The organism is Marinicella pacifica (assembly GCF_014636635.1).
GTDB lineage: Bacteria > Pseudomonadota > Gammaproteobacteria > Xanthomonadales > Marinicellaceae > Marinicella > Marinicella pacifica.
Genome location: NZ_BMEO01000012.1, coordinates 24,007 through 40,576 on the forward strand (window position 1 = coordinate 24,007; position 16,570 = coordinate 40,576).

Genomic DNA, 16,570 nt, shown 5'->3' on the forward strand with positions numbered 1-16,570 from the left:
AATGAACACAGACTCCACAGAAGTCATTATTGTGTATTCTTTAATGCGAAATAGAGGTTATCAGCTATGAAATGATTTGAAAAGAGAAATTTAAATTTACTGAGTATTTAATCAATCTGCCTGATCACTCAAAACCATTCATAAAAATCACATCCGGGGTACGCACCCGAAAAGCGGCACTGATCGGCGAGGTCAGATCTAAAGTCCGGGCATTGTCTCGCTCACCATCAATACCGGTTGGCAGTCCAAGATAATTCACATCGGGATTGGAAAAATACTGCCGACGCGTGCAGCCACCGGTACAGGGATTGGAATACGACATCACAGTGCGGTACTGACCGCTGTGGTAATGACCAAAGGACCATGCATAAGAAGCTGTGGTGCTTGTGGCACTGGAATTTTCAGGATTGTGCTCCAAGCCCATATTGTGCCCAAACTCATGGGCAAAGGACAAATTTCCCACGGCACAACTGCGTCTTGTCACTTGCACCGCCCAATCACGAAAACCAGCTCCCGGACTGCGCATCACATAGCCGCGTCCGCAGCCGCCCATACTTTCCACCAGTAAAGCCGTCATATCCGCACCATATAAATTCTTCAGGGTTTCTACTTCGGCACTGTATCTGAGCCAGTTTAAATCTGCAGAAGAATCACCTGAATCGTTGTAATTCACCTCACCGGCATATAACAAAACAATTTCCGTATTCACCTGGCTGTTAATCAAAGAGCTGTTCATGGCGTTCACCGCTGCCTGGGCTGTGGCTTTTATGGCATTGTGTCCACCGGCGCCAACTCTGGCTTCCGGGGTGTAAACCACAATCACATCCACCGTATGGGTCGCCCGGCTGACAGCCGCAGGTAACGATTGAGGCGGATTATTCACTAACGCTTTTGACACCGGCACAGCACCGTCACATTCAGGAAAAGAGCGGCTATTCAATTCAACCAGTTTAATCTGATAATTGCCCATCGGCTGAATTTCATACACCGCCTTATCGGTATGGATGCTGCCGGCAATGGCATCCTGATAGACACTAATGGTCACTGCCTGCGAATCATCTCCTTTGCGGTGGCCCTGCCAGGAATATCCCTGTAAATGATTGCGTTTTAAGTCTTTAAACAATACAGTCATGTTTTGTCCATCCGGCAACATCAACGCAAACTGAGGGCTTCGATGGGTCAGCACATCAACATTGACCGCGGCCACCAAAGCATTCATTTCGGTGTGTTTTAATTGCGCTGCATCGACCGGGACTACATCGCGCAATAATTCAGCGCATAAAACTTGAGATGAGCCCAGCAGCATCATTGCAAATAAAATATATTTATTCATTAATCACTCCCATTGACCAACACATAAAGCTGTGTTATTGACACTTTATTCTACAGGAAGTGAAAAAGCCGCTGAATTAAAATATGCAGTTGATTTTTGAAAGTGTGAATTTGGTCTGAAAAAACCGCCGATTATCGAGAAAACAATCGACGGTTTATACAAACAGGTTTAAATAAAAAGGTGTGTTCTTGGGACTTACGCTTCCGCTCCCAGCTCGCTCACGGCCTTAACGGACATTCCGTCACGCTTCGATCTCTGAACCAATCTCGCCTCCATGGATGGCGGTGTGCCTTGTTAGGCCGGACCGGTAAAGACCAATTCTAACTTCTCCGTCCATGGAGTCGTCTTCGCCTGCGGCGAAACCGCATGACTTCATTGACCTGGCCTAACCGGCTCGGCGGGTCGTGCTGCTCAGCAGCACTCCATTTACGCTTTCATTAAACCATTAATAATCGTATTGAGCGCTTTGCTGGGGCGCATGGCCGCAGCGGCTTTATCATTGTCCGGTTCGAAATAGCCGCCTAAGTCCATCGGTTTGCCCTGGGCATCAATCAATTGTTGCAAAATGGTGTCTTGTTGGGCGTTTAATTGCTCGGCCACCGGTTTAAAGGCATCTTGCAGAGCCGGACTGTCAGTTTGTTCGGCCAGGGCTTCGGCCCAGAATTTTGCCAAAAAGAAATGACTGCCGCGATTATCAAGCTCATTGACTTTACGTGAGGGTGATTTATTTTTCAGCAGGTATTCTTCGTTGGCTTTATGCAGGGCATCGGCCAGCACTTGTGCGTCTTTGTTGCCGGTTTTTTCGGCATAGGCTTCCAAAGAAACCGCCAATGCTAAAAATTCGCCTAAAGAATCCCAGCGCAAGTGACCTTCTTCGATAAACTGCTGCACATGCTTCGGCGCAGAACCACCGGCACCGGTTTCGAATAAACCGCCACCGGCCAGTAAAGGCACAATCGACAGCATCTTGGCACTTGTACCCAGTTCTAAAATTGGGAACAAATCGGTCAGGTAATCCCGCAACACATTACCGGTCACGGAAATGGTGTCCTGGCCGGCACTGACCCGCTCGCAGGTGTAGCGCATGGCGGCTTTGGGGTTCATGATTTTAATCTCTAAACCCGTTGTGTCGTGTTCAGGTAAGTAAGCGTTGACTTTTTCAATCAGATTACGGTCATGGGCACGGTGTTCATCGAGCCAGAAAATTGCCGGCTGACCCGTGTTACGAGCACGACTGACGGCCAGTCTGACCCAATCTTTTATCGCCACATCTTTGGTTTGACAGGCACGCCAAATATCACCCTGCTCGACCTCATGCTGCAGCAACACCTCGCCGTTTTCACCCATAATGCGGATTATACCATCGGCTTCCACTTCAAAGGTCTTATCATGAGAACCGTACTCTTCGGCTTTTTTCGCCATCAGACCCACATTGCTGACATTACCCATGGTGGTGACATCAAAGGCACCGTTTTCCTGACAGTATTTAATAATTTCCTGGTAAATGCCCGCATAAGAACGGTCCGGAATCACCGCATGGGTGTCCTGTAATTCACCGGCTGCGTTCCACATTTTACCGGAGGTTTTAATCGCCGCCGGCATCGAGGCGTCGATAATCACATTATTGGGCACGTGCAGGTTGGTGATGCCTTTGTCCGAATCCACCATTGCCAGCGATGGATTGTTTTGGTAACAGTCAGCGATGGCGTTTTTGATTTCTGTTTGCTGGCTTTCGGGTAAGGATTCAATGTTATCGTACACCGCCTGAATGCCGTTGTTGGCATTAACATCCAGCTCATCGAATAAATCACCGTATTTCTCAAACAGCTCGGCATAATACACTTCCACCGCATGGCCGAACATAATCGGATCGGACACTTTCATCATGGTGGCTTTTAAATGCACTGAAAACAGCACACCGGCCGCTTTTGCTTCTTTAATGGCTTTAGACAGGAAGCTTCTTAAGGCTTTTTTGCTCATCCGTGAGGCATCCAGAACTTCACCTTTTAATAAAGCCAAATCCTCTTTTAATACTTTGACATCGCCGTTGCCACCGACCCATTCAATGCGCACGGTTTGGTCTTTGGGCATCACATAGGATTGCTCGGTTTCATAAAAATCACCGCGTTGCATATGCGCGACTTTGGTTTTCGAGTCTTTCGACCAGGCACCCAATCGGTGCGGATTATTCTGCGCATATTTTTTCACCGCCGCCGCCACCCGACGGTCTGAATTGCCTTCACGTAACACCGGATTCACCGCTGAGCCCAGCACTTTGCTGTAAGCGGCTTTGGCCTGTTCCTGCTCTTCGTTTTCAGGGTCGCTGTGGTAATCAGGCACAGCATATCCAGCTTGCTGCAGCTCTTTGATGGCGGCATTTAATTGCGGGATTGAGGCGGAAATATTCGGTAACTTAATGATATTGGCATCGGGCGTTTTCGCCAGCTCACCCAATTCAGCCAGGGCATCATTGTGCTTCTGCTCATCGGTTAAGCGATCAGGAAACTGCGCCAGGATGCGCGCCGCCAAAGAAATGTTTTGGGTGGTGAAAGGCACGCCGGCCTGGGCACCAAAGCTCTGCACAATCGGCAATAATGAATAGGTGGCTAAAGCGGGTGCTTCATCAGTGATGGTATAGACAATGGTTGGCTCAGTCATGACAACTCCTGTGGGTAAAATAATTGCTTAAAGGCGAATAAAACAAAAGCCAGAATTATAACAAATTCATTGTTTAACATCAGCATCAATAACATCGCCCTGACACAATAAATATCAGCCATAAAAGCCACAATTTAGCAGCAAATTAAAAAGGCGGTTCTCAAAGGTAACATTAAGACTTATAATGAGGCCATCGAAGATAGGATCACCCATGTCAACATTAAGCCAAAAAGAAATTGCTGAAATAAGAGACCATTTTGATTTTTTTGACCGTGATGGCAGCGGTCTCATTGATCAAGATGAATTTATAGCGCTATTAAAAATATTGGCACCCAGTGCCGACCGGGCCAATGCCGTTCGTGGCTTTGAAACCATAGATGGTGACCACAACGACCAGATTGATTTTGATGAATTTTTAGAATGGTGGCAAACAAATTGGACCGTTTTCTGAACGCGCGCCGCGCCATCACCAGCACGGACAGGCCATTTTTACGCCTACAGACACCATAATTTCAGCCAAAACCTGCTTTTTTGCTTTGCTTTAAAGTGCAAAACCATTAAAATACGCGGTCTTTTCAGCCCACCCGTGGGCTTTTTTACTATTTAATTGGAGTTAAGATACATATGCCAAGCGTAAAAGTTCGCGATAACGAACCCTTTGATTTTGCATTGCGCCGTTTTAAACGGGCCTGTGAAAAAGCCGGTGTCCTGGCCGAGTCACGTAAACGTCAGTATTACGAAAAACCCACTCAGGAAAGAAAACGCAAAAAAGCCGCCGCCGTAAAACGCCGTCAGCGTCGTGTGGCCAAAGAAGGTATTCCACGCAGAATGTATTGATGCATGTCCATGTCATTAAAACAACAAATCACTGAAGACATGAAAAACGCCATGCGGGCCAAAGACAAACCGCTGGTGAGCACATTGCGTCTGCTTAATGCTGAAATCAAACAGGTTGAGGTGGACACCCGCAGTGCGTTGAATGACGCGGACATCATTAAAATTATTGGCAAGATGATTAAACAGCGCAAGGATGCCGCTGAACAATATGATCAGGCTGAACGGCCTGAACTGGCCGCCCGGGAACGGGCTGAATCAGCGATTTTGGTTGAATACTTGCCACAACAACTGACCACCGAAGAAATTCAGGCACTGGTTGATAAAACCATCACCGAAAGCGGCGCCAGCGGTATGCAGGACATGGGTCGGGTTATGGGTCAGTTACAGTCAGCAATTGCCGGCCGGGCCGACATGGGCGAAGTCAGCGGCATCGTTAAATCCCGCTTGTCTTAATTGCACACTGTTGTACAATCTCTTTTTTTAATCGTGGGTTCACTTAAGAACCTGTCGTGATTTGTGGCTGCCTCCATACCCAATGACTTTATTGATGAATTATTAAATCACATTGATATTTATGATGTGGTATCGCCGCGGGTCAGTTTAAAAAAAGCCGGCAAAGACTATGCCGGTTTGTGCCCTTTTCACCATGAAAATACCCCATCTTTTACGGTCAGCCAACAAAAGCAGTTTTTCCACTGTTTTGGTTGTGGCGAAAGTGGCAGTGCGATTGGTTTTTTGATGGCATTTGAGGGTTTGGATTTTGTCGATGCCGTTAAAGATCTGGCGCAACAGGCGGGTCTTGAGGTACCGCTTAAGCAGGTCAATAAACACCGCCAGCATGACCGCAACAACCTCTATGCCGTTACCGAGAAAGTCACACGCATTTATCAGCAACAACTTAAAAACAACCCCAAAATCATCGATTATCTAAAAAACCGCGGCGTGGACGGCCAGACCTGCCGGACTTTTCAAATTGGTTTTGCCGAAGACCGCTGGGACGGCATATCAAAGCGCTTTGATGCAGACCAACAAGGCCTGCTTGATCGTTGTGGTTTACTGTCTCACAGCAACCATAAAAGTTATGACAAGTTCCGCAACCGCCTGATGTTCCCTATTCATGACCGGCGTGGTCGGGTGATTGCCTTTGGCGGTCGGGCGGTGGATGATGATCAGCAACCCAAATACTTAAACTCACCTGAAACCGATTTATTTCACAAAGGCGGGGAGTTGTACGGTTATCATCTGGCGCGCAAACACAGTGACGAGGACTTTGTGATTGTGGTGGAGGGCTATATGGATGTGGTGGCTTTACACCGGCACGGCATTAAAAATGCGGTGGCCACCCTGGGCACCGCCACCTCACGGGACCACATTGCTTTATTGTTTAAAACCTGGCCCAAAGTGGTGTTTTGTTTTGACGGTGATCGCGCCGGCAGACAGGCCGCCGAAAAAGCTCTAATGACAGCCCTGCCGATGTATCTGGACGACAAAATTATTGAATTCTTATTTTTACCTGATAAACACGATCCGGATTCTTATGTTAATCGGCAAGGCGCAGAGGCATTTTCACAAGCATTGAAAGCCGCTCAGCCTTTGTCGCAGTTTTTACTCGACACCATCAGTCGCGGTATTGACATCCAAACGCTCGACGGTAAGGCGCAATTACATGAACGGGCCAAAGAATACCTGATGCAGCTGCCTCAGGGCGCTTTTCGTCAAATCATGCAAGACAAAGTCTCACAAATAACCGGTATCACAGCCATCCACCGTGCCGTGACGCAGCAGAAGCACCGGTCAGGCCAGCCACCGCTTAATCCGATGCGACGCCTTCTGGCTTTGATTCTGAATAAGCCCGCATTATGTGAAGACATACCCGACAATCTGGAATTCGATCTGTTGCCATTTAAAGGCGCACAAATAATTAACAAAGTGATTGAAATTCAGGCCGATTACCCCCAAATTAATTCCGCAGCGTTATTAGAGCACTTCAGAGACCGTGATTTTAGCAGCCACCTCAATCAACTGATGGTGGTTTATGATCACATGGACGAAGCGGAACTGGACTCTGAGATGGCGGATTTAACCGCCCATCTTGAACAATTGACCACCACGGCAAAAATCAACCATTTGCGTGAGAAACAATTGCAAGGCGGTTTAACTGACAGCGAAAAAAAGCAGTTAATAACCCTGTTAACCAAGAAAATCAAGTGAGAAACAACATATCATGGCATCAGAAAAACAAACCACACAAATAAAAGTCTTACTGGCAAAAGGAAAAGAGCAAGGTTATTTAACCTATGCCGAGGTCAATGACCACCTGCCCGATGACATCATTGAGACTGACTCAGTGGAAGACATCATCCAACTGATCAACGACATGGGCATCCAGGTTTTGGAAGAAGCGCCTGAAGATGACAGCATCATTCTCAATGATGACACCGCCAAAGAAGACGACGACACCGCCACCGAAGAAGCCGTGGCCGTACTGTCCGCAGTTGATCCCAGTATCGGCCGCACCACCGATCCGGTGCGTATGTACATGCGGGAAATGGGTTTGGTTGAGTTGCTGGAACGCAAGGATGAAATCGCCATTGCCAAACGCATCGAGCATTGCGACCATCTGATCATGGAGTCCACTTTTTTATTCCCCAAAACCATTAAAACCATTTTGGAATATTACCAGGATGTGCTCGATGGTGATTTAAAAGAAGAACTCTTTATCACCGAAATTTACGACCCGCACACCGAAGCCGTGATTCCAAAAGTGAAAAAGCCCACTGATCCCGTGGATGAAGACGAGGATGAAGAGACCGAGGAAGAGGTTGAAAAAGGCCTGGATTTTGAAGAAGTCACCAAACGCATTAAAGCCGTGGAAAAACTGTTTAATAAGTTTCAGGCTTCAGTTGAGAAAAACGGCATCGGCGATGTTAAACAGAAAAACTACATGAAACAAATTTCTGAGGTTTTGGTGGAGTTCAAATTCCATCCAAAAACCATGGAAGACATCCTCAATGATATTCAGTGGATACAATTTGGTCATTACATTGAAGAAACCGATCATTATGAACCCGGCATTCGCGATTACGAACGCAAAATACATGACATTGCGATTGATCAATGCAAAATGAAGCGCAAAGATTTTATCCGTTCATTTATGAACAAAGAAACGGATTTGTCCTGGGTGGATGAGCAAATCGGCAAAGGCGGTGACTGTGCCTCTTTGCTTGAAATGTTCAAAGAAGACATCATTGGATACCAGCAAAAGCTTCAACAGATTGAACAGCAAAACAGCCTGACCATCCCTGAGATTAAAAAAATCAACCGCCGGATTACCGTGAATGAAGCCAAATCACGGCGCGCCAAAAAAGAAATGATTGAGGCCAACCTGCGGCTGGTGATTTCGATTGCTAAAAAATACACCAACCGCGGATTACAATTTTTGGATTTGATTCAGGAAGGCAATATCGGACTGATGAAAGCGGTAGAAAAATTTGAATACCGCCGTGGTTATAAGTTTTCAACCTACGCCACCTGGTGGATTCGTCAGGCCATCACCCGCTCGATTGCCGATCAGGCCAGAACCATCCGTATTCCGGTGCACATGATTGAAACCATTAACAAACTCAACCGTGTGTCCCGTCAGCTGTTACAGGAAAAAGGCCGTGAAGCCACCCCTGAGGAAATTGCCAAAGTGATGGAAATGCCGGTCAATAAAGTGCGCAAAGTCATTAAAATTGCCAAGCAACCGATTTCCATGGAAACCCCGATTGGTGATGACGAAGATTCGAGTCTGGGCGATTTTATCGAAGATGGTAACATTTTATCGCCGTTGGATTCTACCACCGCCAATGGCCTCACCAATACGGTGACCAATTTACTCAGCGGACTGACGCCGAGGGAAGCCAAAGTACTGCGCATGCGTTTTGGTATTGATATGAATACCGATCACACCCTTGAGGAGGTCGGCAAGCAATTCGATGTGACCCGTGAGCGCATTCGGCAAATTGAGGCCAAGGCCTTACGTAAACTGCGTCACCCAAGCCGTTCCGAGCTGCTGCGTAGTTTTATGGATTTAAAATAAGTCACTAATAACGCCGCAAAAAAGCCCGATACAATTTATCGGGCTTTTTTGTGTCCTGCTTGTTTTAAGGTGTGGTATTGATATCTGCTTTGAATTCCAGCAGTTGCTTAAAACGGCTGATTTGACGTTCCTGCAAACTGCGTTTGATGCCCTCTTTGGCTTCTTCAAAAGTGGGCGGTGCAACCGTTCTTTGGTCTTCCAAATAAACCACATGCGCCCCAAACTGAGAAATCACCGGTTGTTGATAATAATGACCGGGTTGTAGTTCCTGCAGTGGCGTTGCAAACGACTCAGGTACCTGCTTGATGTTCACCCAGCCGATATCACCCACATTGCTCATTTGGCCGTGACTTTGTAAGTAAGCCTGTTCCAATTTCGCATAATCAGTCCCGGCAGCCAATTCGTCCAAAGCCGCCAGTGCATCTATTTCATCTTTAAACAGTAAATGGCGCACATGGAACTGCTGGTCTTTGACTTCTTTAATGACCCGCTCATATTCGGCCTTCATATCCGCTTCGGTGATTGGATTATCAATCAGATATTGTTGCAGAGCCTGTTGCGCCAACGCTTTTTGTTTTATTTGCTGGTAACCAATGGTCTGTTCCAGGCTCAGGGTAATGCCCTGCTTTTTGGCATAGTTCACCAACAGTTGCTGTTCAGTCAATTGTTTGATAGCCTCACTGATCTGGGTTTCATTGGGTTGATCAACACCCTGATTTAACCAAAAAACCCGCACCATTTGCTCGGTAATCGGTTGATCATCAATGGTGACTAAGGTGCGTGAATTATCCACAACCGTGTTATCCGCACCATTGTGTTGCTGACACGCACTGATCAGCACAAAAAAGCTGATAAATAATAAAATTCTCATGGTTGTTCCTCCGGGGTTAAGGCCTCGACTTCCAAGGCATGAATGCGGCCATTATCCCACAGTTCTTTAACCTGCTGGTGTACCAATCGATGGCGCTTAAGGCGGTTCATGCCGGCAAATTGTGACGACACCACCATGGCTGCGAAATGCCCGCCACCGGATTTCGCGCCTTCATGGCCGATATGTAAATGACTGTTATCCGTCACCTTCACGGACTGAGCACCCCAATACCTTAGGGTTTGTTCAATAAGTTCACGGGTTTCCTGATGCTTTTCCATGTGAGTAGATAATGTCATTTAAGTGGTTATGCAAAACCACTTATTATAACGTACAATGTGCCTTTTTAAATCTAACCGACCTATGAGCCAAGCCATTATTTATCATAACCCGCGTTGTTCTAAATCAAGAGCCACACTGGCTTTACTGGAAAGCCGGCATGTGGACACGCACATCATTAAATATTTAGACAACCCGCCGTCGCCGCAGACTTTGAGAAAAATCACTGCCATGCTGGGTGTTTCGCCACGCAATATACTGCGCACCGGTGAGAAAGAATATAAAGACTTTGGCATGGATAATCCGGACTTATCCGATGATCAATTATTGCAGTTGATGTCCGCTAATCCAAAAGTAATAGAGCGACCCATTGTGATTTACAAGGATCAGGCTGTGGTTGGCAGACCGCCTGAAAATGTATTGGATTTAATCGAATGAGCGACACCGCCCAAATTCTGATTTTATATTATTCAAAGCACGGCAACACCCAAAAAATGGCGCGCTTAATCGCCCGCGGTGTATTGAAAGTGGCCGGTTGTGAAGCCATCATCAGAACCGTGCCGGTGGACGGCGTGGATGAAGCGATGGCCGCTGATCCGTATATCACCGAACAAGAACTGGCCGATTGTGATGGCTTGTTACTCGGCAGTCCCAGTCATTTTGGCAACATGGCGGCACCTTTGAAGGCCTTTATCGACAGCACCTCACAAATCTGGCTGAATGGCGGATTAGAAGGTAAACCGGCCGGCGTGTTTGCTAATTCTTCGTCAATTCACGGTGGTCAGGAAACCACTTTAATTAATATGATGATTCCGCTGCTACACCACGGTATGGTGCTGGCCGGTCTGCCTTACAGCGAAAAAGCCTTGTTATTCACAACAACCGGCGGCTCACCTTATGGCGCCACCCATTGGGCACAAACCGGCGACCAGCGTGGATTGGACAATAACGAAAAACAGTTATGCATGGCACAAGGACAACGCATTGCACAATTAGCCAAAGCCCTAAAACACAGTTAAAAACCCAGACCAACCCGGGCAGTACCCAGTACATGTTCCGGCATGGTCTGGTAAAACAACAACGCCAGCAGCGCATGGGAAACAGTATTGGCGTATATGTTGTGATAACGCAGCCAGGCATAACTCCACAGTACACCGCCGATAAAAGTGGCCAGCATCAGCATTTGATTGGGCGTATGCAACATGGCAAACAAAACACCGCATAACAGCACCACCGTTATCTTAGGAAGACCGGCTTTTTGGTGTAAATAATCACTGACCCACGGGCCTAAAATAACCTGTTGCGCCAGCGCCCAAAATAAATATAAGGGCAAGTCTGACGCAAACCCCCAATTATTCTCACCGATATATACCAGAACAAGCGCCGTTATAATCGTCAACAGCCACACCGGCAATGCGCCATGTTGAGGTCGAATCCAGCGTTTAAATAAAATCAAAACAGGCGTTATAAAAATCATCATAACCAGCCAGGGCCAGTGCTCAAAAACTTCCCACATAAACACCGTTTGCATCAAAAAAGCCAACACACACACCAACACCACCAAAGCCAGTCCACCTTGGGCTTGAACAGTTGTCTGTTTGGAGTTATGAGGCAGTGGCTGATTGAAAATTACGGCCGGTATTAATAACAACCCTGACAGACCAAATAATATCCAGGGTGACATCTGCCAATACGGCTGCAACACCGGGGGCGTATCAAGAACCAACCCCTGACTTAAACGCTGGCTGTGCCAGGACTGCCTTAATGTATTATTCAGCAGCGCTGCCAGTGGCACCGTCTGATTCACACTGTTTAAAGCAGTGGTTTGGGGCAGTTTAATAGCCTTTAATAGCCCTGTATTTTCACCGTTTTGGGCTTGCGAAAATCGCCAAACGAGGGTGTTGAGAAGGGGTAAATCCTGCCAGTTTGCCGGCTTGTTCTTGTCCCCTTGTCTGGCCGTCCAGACCAATTCAGCCAGGTTAATGGAATTGTGCCCGGGGCTAAGTTCAATAGTCGGTGAGTAATAATAGACACCTGAATCGACCTGTGAAAATTCTAATTGTAGCCGGGTGTTTGGGTTCTCCGACACGTGTTCAGCCCATTCAAAATTTAGGCGAGGGTAATTTTCCGGGACAATAAAACTATTTTCAAACGCCAAAGAAATTTCGGCCTTTTGCGTCTTTATCTCCAATCCCTGAGGCTTTATACGCCAACCGGATCCAAAACCGCTGACCAAATCACGCTGTGATTTCAGCGCCCAGCTTAAGTGATGGTGCCCTGCTTTAAGTGACTGAACACGGTTTTGTTGCTGCTGATTTATCCGAGAAACATACAAATCGTGTGCCGATAACCACATCAAAACCATCGCCAAAATAATCAACCCACATGAAAAGAATCGGCTGTACCGGCGCATTAATGAATACCCGAACGGTTAATCGCTGTAAAAATATACTTACGGTAACTCAACACCCAACTCCCTTAAAAAAGCACACAATTGTATCAAAGGTAAACCCATTAAAGCAGAGGGGTCATCACTGCTCACCGAGGCCATTAAACTCAAACCCAAGCGCTCCATTTTAAAGCCACCGGCACAGTCATAGGCTTGTTCTTTGTCCACATAACGGATGATTTCGGTTTCACTCAAGCAACGAAATTGTACCTTTGTTTCGTTGATGTGAAAGTGCTGATGATCATCTGCACCAAGAACACACAATGCGGTATAAAATACCACTGTTTGCCCCGAAAAATCCCTCAATTGCTGTAAGTTATTTTCTCGGTTTCCCGGTTTACGATAGATGCGGTGTCCCAACGCACAAACCTGATCGGACCCAATGACAATGGCGGCTTTGTGTTGGTTTTTGACTTTATTGGCTTTGGCGATGGCCAGCCGTCCGGCACGATCCGGCGGGCTTTCGTTAAAAATCAGCGTTTCGTCCACGCCGGCGGTTTGTGTCTGAACATCTAATTGAAGCTGTTGCAACTGCCGTAGTCGGTACGCAGATCCGGACGCTAAAATAATGGGAATCATGTTATTGTTGGGCTTTGGATAGTTGTTCAATCATCTGCTGTAAGCCGGGATCATCCATACCATGATCTTGTACCCGGTCTTGAACGATTTTAAGGTGTTTTTCAGCGGCATCAAACTGCTGATTTTTTTGTAAAATTTCAACGTATTTTAACTGTTGACTGAGGGTTCTGATTGCATCATCACCCAGCAAATTTTTGGCCACCTGCCAACTTTTTTCTTTATAAATCAAGGCGTTTTTCAGATCTTCTTGTGCCATATATAAATCACCCAGGGTATTATAAGCCGTAATGATTCTTTCATTGTCTTCAGTCAAGCGGTTCTTGGATGGGTCCACGATACCGGTGATCAAATCAATGGCATCACTTAGACGGTCTTGTTTCTGATATATTTTAGCCAGGGTAAAATAACTACCAACGGTCAGCGGATGTTGTTCTCCAAGCGCTTCTTTGGCACTGTTTAAAACGGATTCTCCCAATGGGGTCGCCTGATCAAAATCACCCACATCACCGTACAAGCGGGCTAAAATCGTTTGTGAGTAAATGGTCGATTTATGATCCGGACCCAAGGCTTGTCGCTGGCTTTTGACCACGGACTTCAGCAGTTTGATGGCCCGCTTAAATTCATGGTTCATATTGAGCAAAGCCGCTAAATTGGTTTTGACTTCCCAGGTATCAGGGTGGTTTTCACCCAGACTCTCCGCATACATGTCAACCGCCTTTGAGATGTCTTCGATGGCCTTATTAAGATCACCCCGAACATACGCCATGACGCCCATGGAATTAAGCACCCTGGCCGTCAGGGCACTTTGAGTTCCATGCTGTTTTAATGACAACCGGTAGGCTTTTTCCACATATTCTGTGGCCTGATCCATATTACCGGTGGCCCGATAAGTGCCCGATGTCGCCACATAAGTATCAATTAACAAGGGATGTCGTTCGCCAAACACGGATTCAATTTGGGTGGTGAGTTCTTCACTGATGGCTAAGGCCTGTTCAGACGCACCCACATCATTATACAAATCCAACAAATTGTTTTTAATCGCCAGAATACGCGGATGGGTGGGCGGCAATTTCTGAGCACCGGTTTTTAAAGCTTGCTCTAAAAATTCAATCGCTTGTTTCGATTCAGAAGCATTATACAGTAAATCCGCCACCTGAAGTGCCGCTGTTAATTGCTGTTGAATGAAATCGTTTGCTACAAAATAATTATACGCCTGGCGTGCCAGACTTAAGGCCTTATCGGTTTCACCGTTTAATGCCACCATAGCTGATTCAATCAACCATATGTCAGCCGATTGACCGGCCTGCTGCGTTTCTTGAACGCTTTGCTGAAACTGTTGCAACCGCTGTTGAGCCGATTCGGCATCGCCGTTAATAACCGCAATTCTGGCCAGTCCCAGTAAAGCCGAGCCATCACCCTCTGCTTGTTGGATGGCTTTTTGCCATAAGTCATTGGCCCGATCATACAGTCCCAATTGGAAATATGCCTGGGCGATGGCATCCAATAATTCACTTTTATCGGCCGCTTGATCGAAAGTCGCATAATCAATGTTTTCGGCCGCCTGTGCCAATAAAATGCGTGCATCAATGGCCCCACTTTGGGCTTCTTCAGGTTTGGCCGCGGCAAAAATATTCAGTAAAAATTGTTTAAATTGACGACTTTTTTCGACTTCAACACTGATTTTTTTATACTGCCAGCTAAATACCACCAGGCTGCTCAAAGCAAACAAAACCAGCGCAACGCTGGTGACAAACAAAGCGGTGCGTCGTTGTGCAAACTTACGAATTCGATAGACATAAGAATCTCTGGATGCCGTAATCGGACGCCGCTCGATCCAAGCTTGCAAATCATCAGCGAATGAGTCCATATGCCGGTATCGTCGGTTTGGATCTGACTGCATCGCCTGGTACAGAATTTTTCTTAAATCAGTGTCTTTAACCGCTGATTTGAGTAACTTATGGACATGCTGCTCATCATTTTGACAGGCATCAAGCAATCGGTTCTGACTCAACGGTGGCTCGCCGGTGATTAATTGTAAGCACACAGCGGCCAATGAAAAGATATCGGTGCGAACACTGATGGACTCAGACTTAATCTGTTCAGGTGCGGCATAATTAGGGGTTAAGGCGAGTAAAGTGGTTTTTTGCGGGTCTTTGGGTTGGTTGAGTAATTTGGCGATACCAAAATCCACCACTTTGAGGGTGCCTTGCCGGTCCAGTAAGATATTGGAAGGTTTTATGTCTCGGTGAACCACCAGATTGCTGTGGGCATAAGCCACCGCCCGGGCCGCCTGAATTATTAACCGTATAATGGCACGTGTTGAACATTTTTGATCAGCCACAAACTGATCAATGCTGCGGGCGCCTTCCACCAATTCCATGACCATATAAGGCACCCCATCTGGGCTGTGCCCGCCATGATACAGCTTCACAATATTGGGGTGTGATAAGCCCGCCAGTATTTTTTGTTCTATTTGAAAACGGTCGCTTAAATGCGATAAATAACCGGGATGATTAAAGAGTTTAATCGCCACCGGTTTTTGTACTTCAGATTCAATTTTTTCAGCGGCAAAAACGTCTGCTGTCCCCCCCTGATCCAATGATTGAGTGAGTCGGTAATCACCCACTTGTTGACCCACTTCAAAACAGCTGTGCTTGATCGCCCGGCGATAACTGTCAGCCGCTTCATCAAAATAATGGCTGGACTGCTGTCCGGCACTGATCAATGACAGTACCAGGCTTTTGACCTGGTCATCAACATGTGGCAACAAATGTAATTGAGCAATGGCTTCAGAAACCGACAGATCGGTTAAATCGGCATATATTTCATTCGCCTGTTGCCAGTGTTGTATGTCTTGATCAACCACCGTCCTTTCCCGTGTTGTGAATCGCCAGTGCCATCGCCTTGGCTTGTTGCCAACGCCGCATCACCTGACGTTCCGATAAATCAATCACCTCACTGATTTCACCGAATGTTAAACCGAGCAAAACTTTCAGCTGAAGGATCTCTGACAAACCGGTATCAATTGCTTCAATTCGCTTGAAAATGCTTTCCATTTCCATCACTTTGAAGTTGAGCTGACTGTCGCCGACACAATCAGATAAGCTGCGATCAGATTTAATGTGTTGACGCTTCGCCGTGGCTTTGGCACGCAGACAATCGATCAAATAAGCCCGCATGCTGAGACTCAAGTAATGTAAAAAGTGGCGTTTATTGTCAAGGTGCAAATCTTCGTTATTGACCACTTTCAGATAACATTCATGAGCCAATACGGTGGGGGTGATGGTTTGACCGGGTGATAGTTGATTAAGTTGATAGCCCGCGATGTTTTTTATTTCGGCATATAAGAGTGCAAACACTTCATCCACCAAATCTTTACGACCGGCTTTTATTTCAGATAACAGCGCTGTGATGGCTTGTTGAGGCATGGGTTTGGCGACTCAGAATCAGGTTTATTATAACAGCGCCTTACCTGAATTCCCTTAA

Annotated in this window: 15 protein-coding genes; 7 read left to right on the top strand and 8 right to left on the bottom strand. The window is 46.6% G+C overall.

From position 1 onward, the window contains the following. Positions 1-124: 124 nt before the first annotated feature. Both IEV16_RS11295 and IEV16_RS11300 read right to left on the bottom strand, forming a co-directional pair. Positions 125-1,333 carry a M12 family metallo-peptidase gene (locus tag IEV16_RS11295; protein ID WP_188365822.1) on the bottom strand — a complete coding sequence of 403 codons (1,209 nt, stop codon included), beginning with the start codon at positions 1,331-1,333 and terminating at the stop codon, positions 125-127. 426 nt (positions 1,334-1,759) lie between these two features. Continuing rightward, entirely contained in the window at positions 1,760-3,991 is a 2,232-nt protein-coding gene (locus IEV16_RS11300) for an NADP-dependent isocitrate dehydrogenase (RefSeq protein WP_188365823.1), read from the bottom strand. A 211-nt stretch (positions 3,992-4,202) separates the two neighbouring features. Between IEV16_RS11300 and IEV16_RS11305 the strand changes: the two genes are divergently transcribed. The 5 genes from IEV16_RS11305 (at position 4,203) to rpoD (ending at position 8,909) form a co-directional block, all read left to right on the top strand. Beyond that, positions 4,203-4,442, top strand: a complete 240-nt coding sequence (locus IEV16_RS11305) for an EF-hand domain-containing protein (protein ID WP_188365824.1) — start codon at positions 4,203-4,205, stop codon at positions 4,440-4,442. A 173-nt stretch (positions 4,443-4,615) separates the two neighbouring features. Next, positions 4,616-4,828: a 30S ribosomal protein S21 gene (gene rpsU / locus IEV16_RS11310; RefSeq protein WP_188365825.1), complete on the top strand. Its 213-nt coding sequence runs from the start codon at positions 4,616-4,618 to the stop codon at positions 4,826-4,828. Between the two features lie 9 nt (positions 4,829-4,837). Then, positions 4,838-5,281 (top strand): GatB/YqeY domain-containing protein, encoded by a 444-nt coding sequence (locus IEV16_RS11315; RefSeq protein ID WP_188365826.1) that lies wholly within the window; start codon positions 4,838-4,840, stop codon positions 5,279-5,281. 63 nt (positions 5,282-5,344) lie between these two features. Beyond that, on the top strand, positions 5,345-7,039 hold the full coding sequence (dnaG, locus tag IEV16_RS11320) for a DNA primase (RefSeq protein WP_188365827.1): 1,695 nt from the start codon (positions 5,345-5,347) through the stop codon (positions 7,037-7,039). A gap of 13 nt (positions 7,040-7,052) precedes the next feature. Next, positions 7,053-8,909, top strand: coding sequence for an RNA polymerase sigma factor RpoD (rpoD, locus tag IEV16_RS11325; protein WP_229728339.1), 1,857 nt, complete (start codon positions 7,053-7,055; stop codon positions 8,907-8,909). A gap of 64 nt (positions 8,910-8,973) precedes the next feature. Here the strand turns inward: rpoD and IEV16_RS11330 are convergent, their stop codons facing one another. Both IEV16_RS11330 and IEV16_RS11335 read right to left on the bottom strand, forming a co-directional pair. Then, complete coding sequence (locus IEV16_RS11330; RefSeq protein ID WP_188365828.1) at positions 8,974-9,780, bottom strand: peptidylprolyl isomerase; 807 nt, start codon at positions 9,778-9,780, stop codon at positions 8,974-8,976. Then, positions 9,777-10,076, bottom strand: coding sequence for a BolA family protein (locus IEV16_RS11335; RefSeq protein WP_229728340.1), 300 nt, complete (start codon positions 10,074-10,076; stop codon positions 9,777-9,779). Before IEV16_RS11335 ends, IEV16_RS11330 begins: the two co-directional genes overlap by 4 nt. A gap of 64 nt (positions 10,077-10,140) precedes the next feature. Here IEV16_RS11335 and arsC point away from each other — a divergent pair, with 64 nt between their 5' ends. Both arsC and wrbA read left to right on the top strand, forming a co-directional pair. Then, the gene (gene arsC, locus IEV16_RS11340; RefSeq protein WP_188365829.1) at positions 10,141-10,494 is read left to right on the top strand and encodes an arsenate reductase (glutaredoxin); all 354 of its coding nucleotides are present in this window, start codon (positions 10,141-10,143) and stop codon (positions 10,492-10,494) included. Next, complete coding sequence (wrbA, locus tag IEV16_RS11345; protein WP_188365830.1) at positions 10,491-11,075, top strand: NAD(P)H:quinone oxidoreductase; 585 nt, start codon at positions 10,491-10,493, stop codon at positions 11,073-11,075. The genes arsC and wrbA overlap by 4 nt, the downstream gene beginning before the upstream one ends. Here wrbA and IEV16_RS11350 read toward each other — a convergent pair. The 4 genes from IEV16_RS11350 to IEV16_RS11365 are packed head-to-tail and all read right to left on the bottom strand — an operon-like array spanning position 11,072 to position 16,512. After that, the gene (locus IEV16_RS11350) at positions 11,072-12,469 is read right to left on the bottom strand and encodes a CPBP family intramembrane glutamic endopeptidase (RefSeq protein WP_188365831.1); all 1,398 of its coding nucleotides are present in this window, start codon (positions 12,467-12,469) and stop codon (positions 11,072-11,074) included. The two genes, wrbA and IEV16_RS11350, sit on opposite strands and share 4 nt — an antisense overlap. Before the next feature lie 39 nt (positions 12,470-12,508). Next, the gene (locus IEV16_RS11355; protein WP_188365832.1) at positions 12,509-13,084 is read right to left on the bottom strand and encodes a Maf family protein; all 576 of its coding nucleotides are present in this window, start codon (positions 13,082-13,084) and stop codon (positions 12,509-12,511) included. Between the two features lies 1 nt (position 13,085). Continuing rightward, positions 13,086-15,950, bottom strand: coding sequence for a serine/threonine-protein kinase (locus tag IEV16_RS11360; protein WP_188365833.1), 2,865 nt, complete (start codon positions 15,948-15,950; stop codon positions 13,086-13,088). Next, the gene (locus IEV16_RS11365) at positions 15,943-16,512 is read right to left on the bottom strand and encodes an ECF-type sigma factor (RefSeq protein ID WP_188365834.1); all 570 of its coding nucleotides are present in this window, start codon (positions 16,510-16,512) and stop codon (positions 15,943-15,945) included. The genes IEV16_RS11360 and IEV16_RS11365 overlap by 8 nt, the downstream gene beginning before the upstream one ends. Between the last annotated feature and the right edge of the window lie 58 nt (positions 16,513-16,570).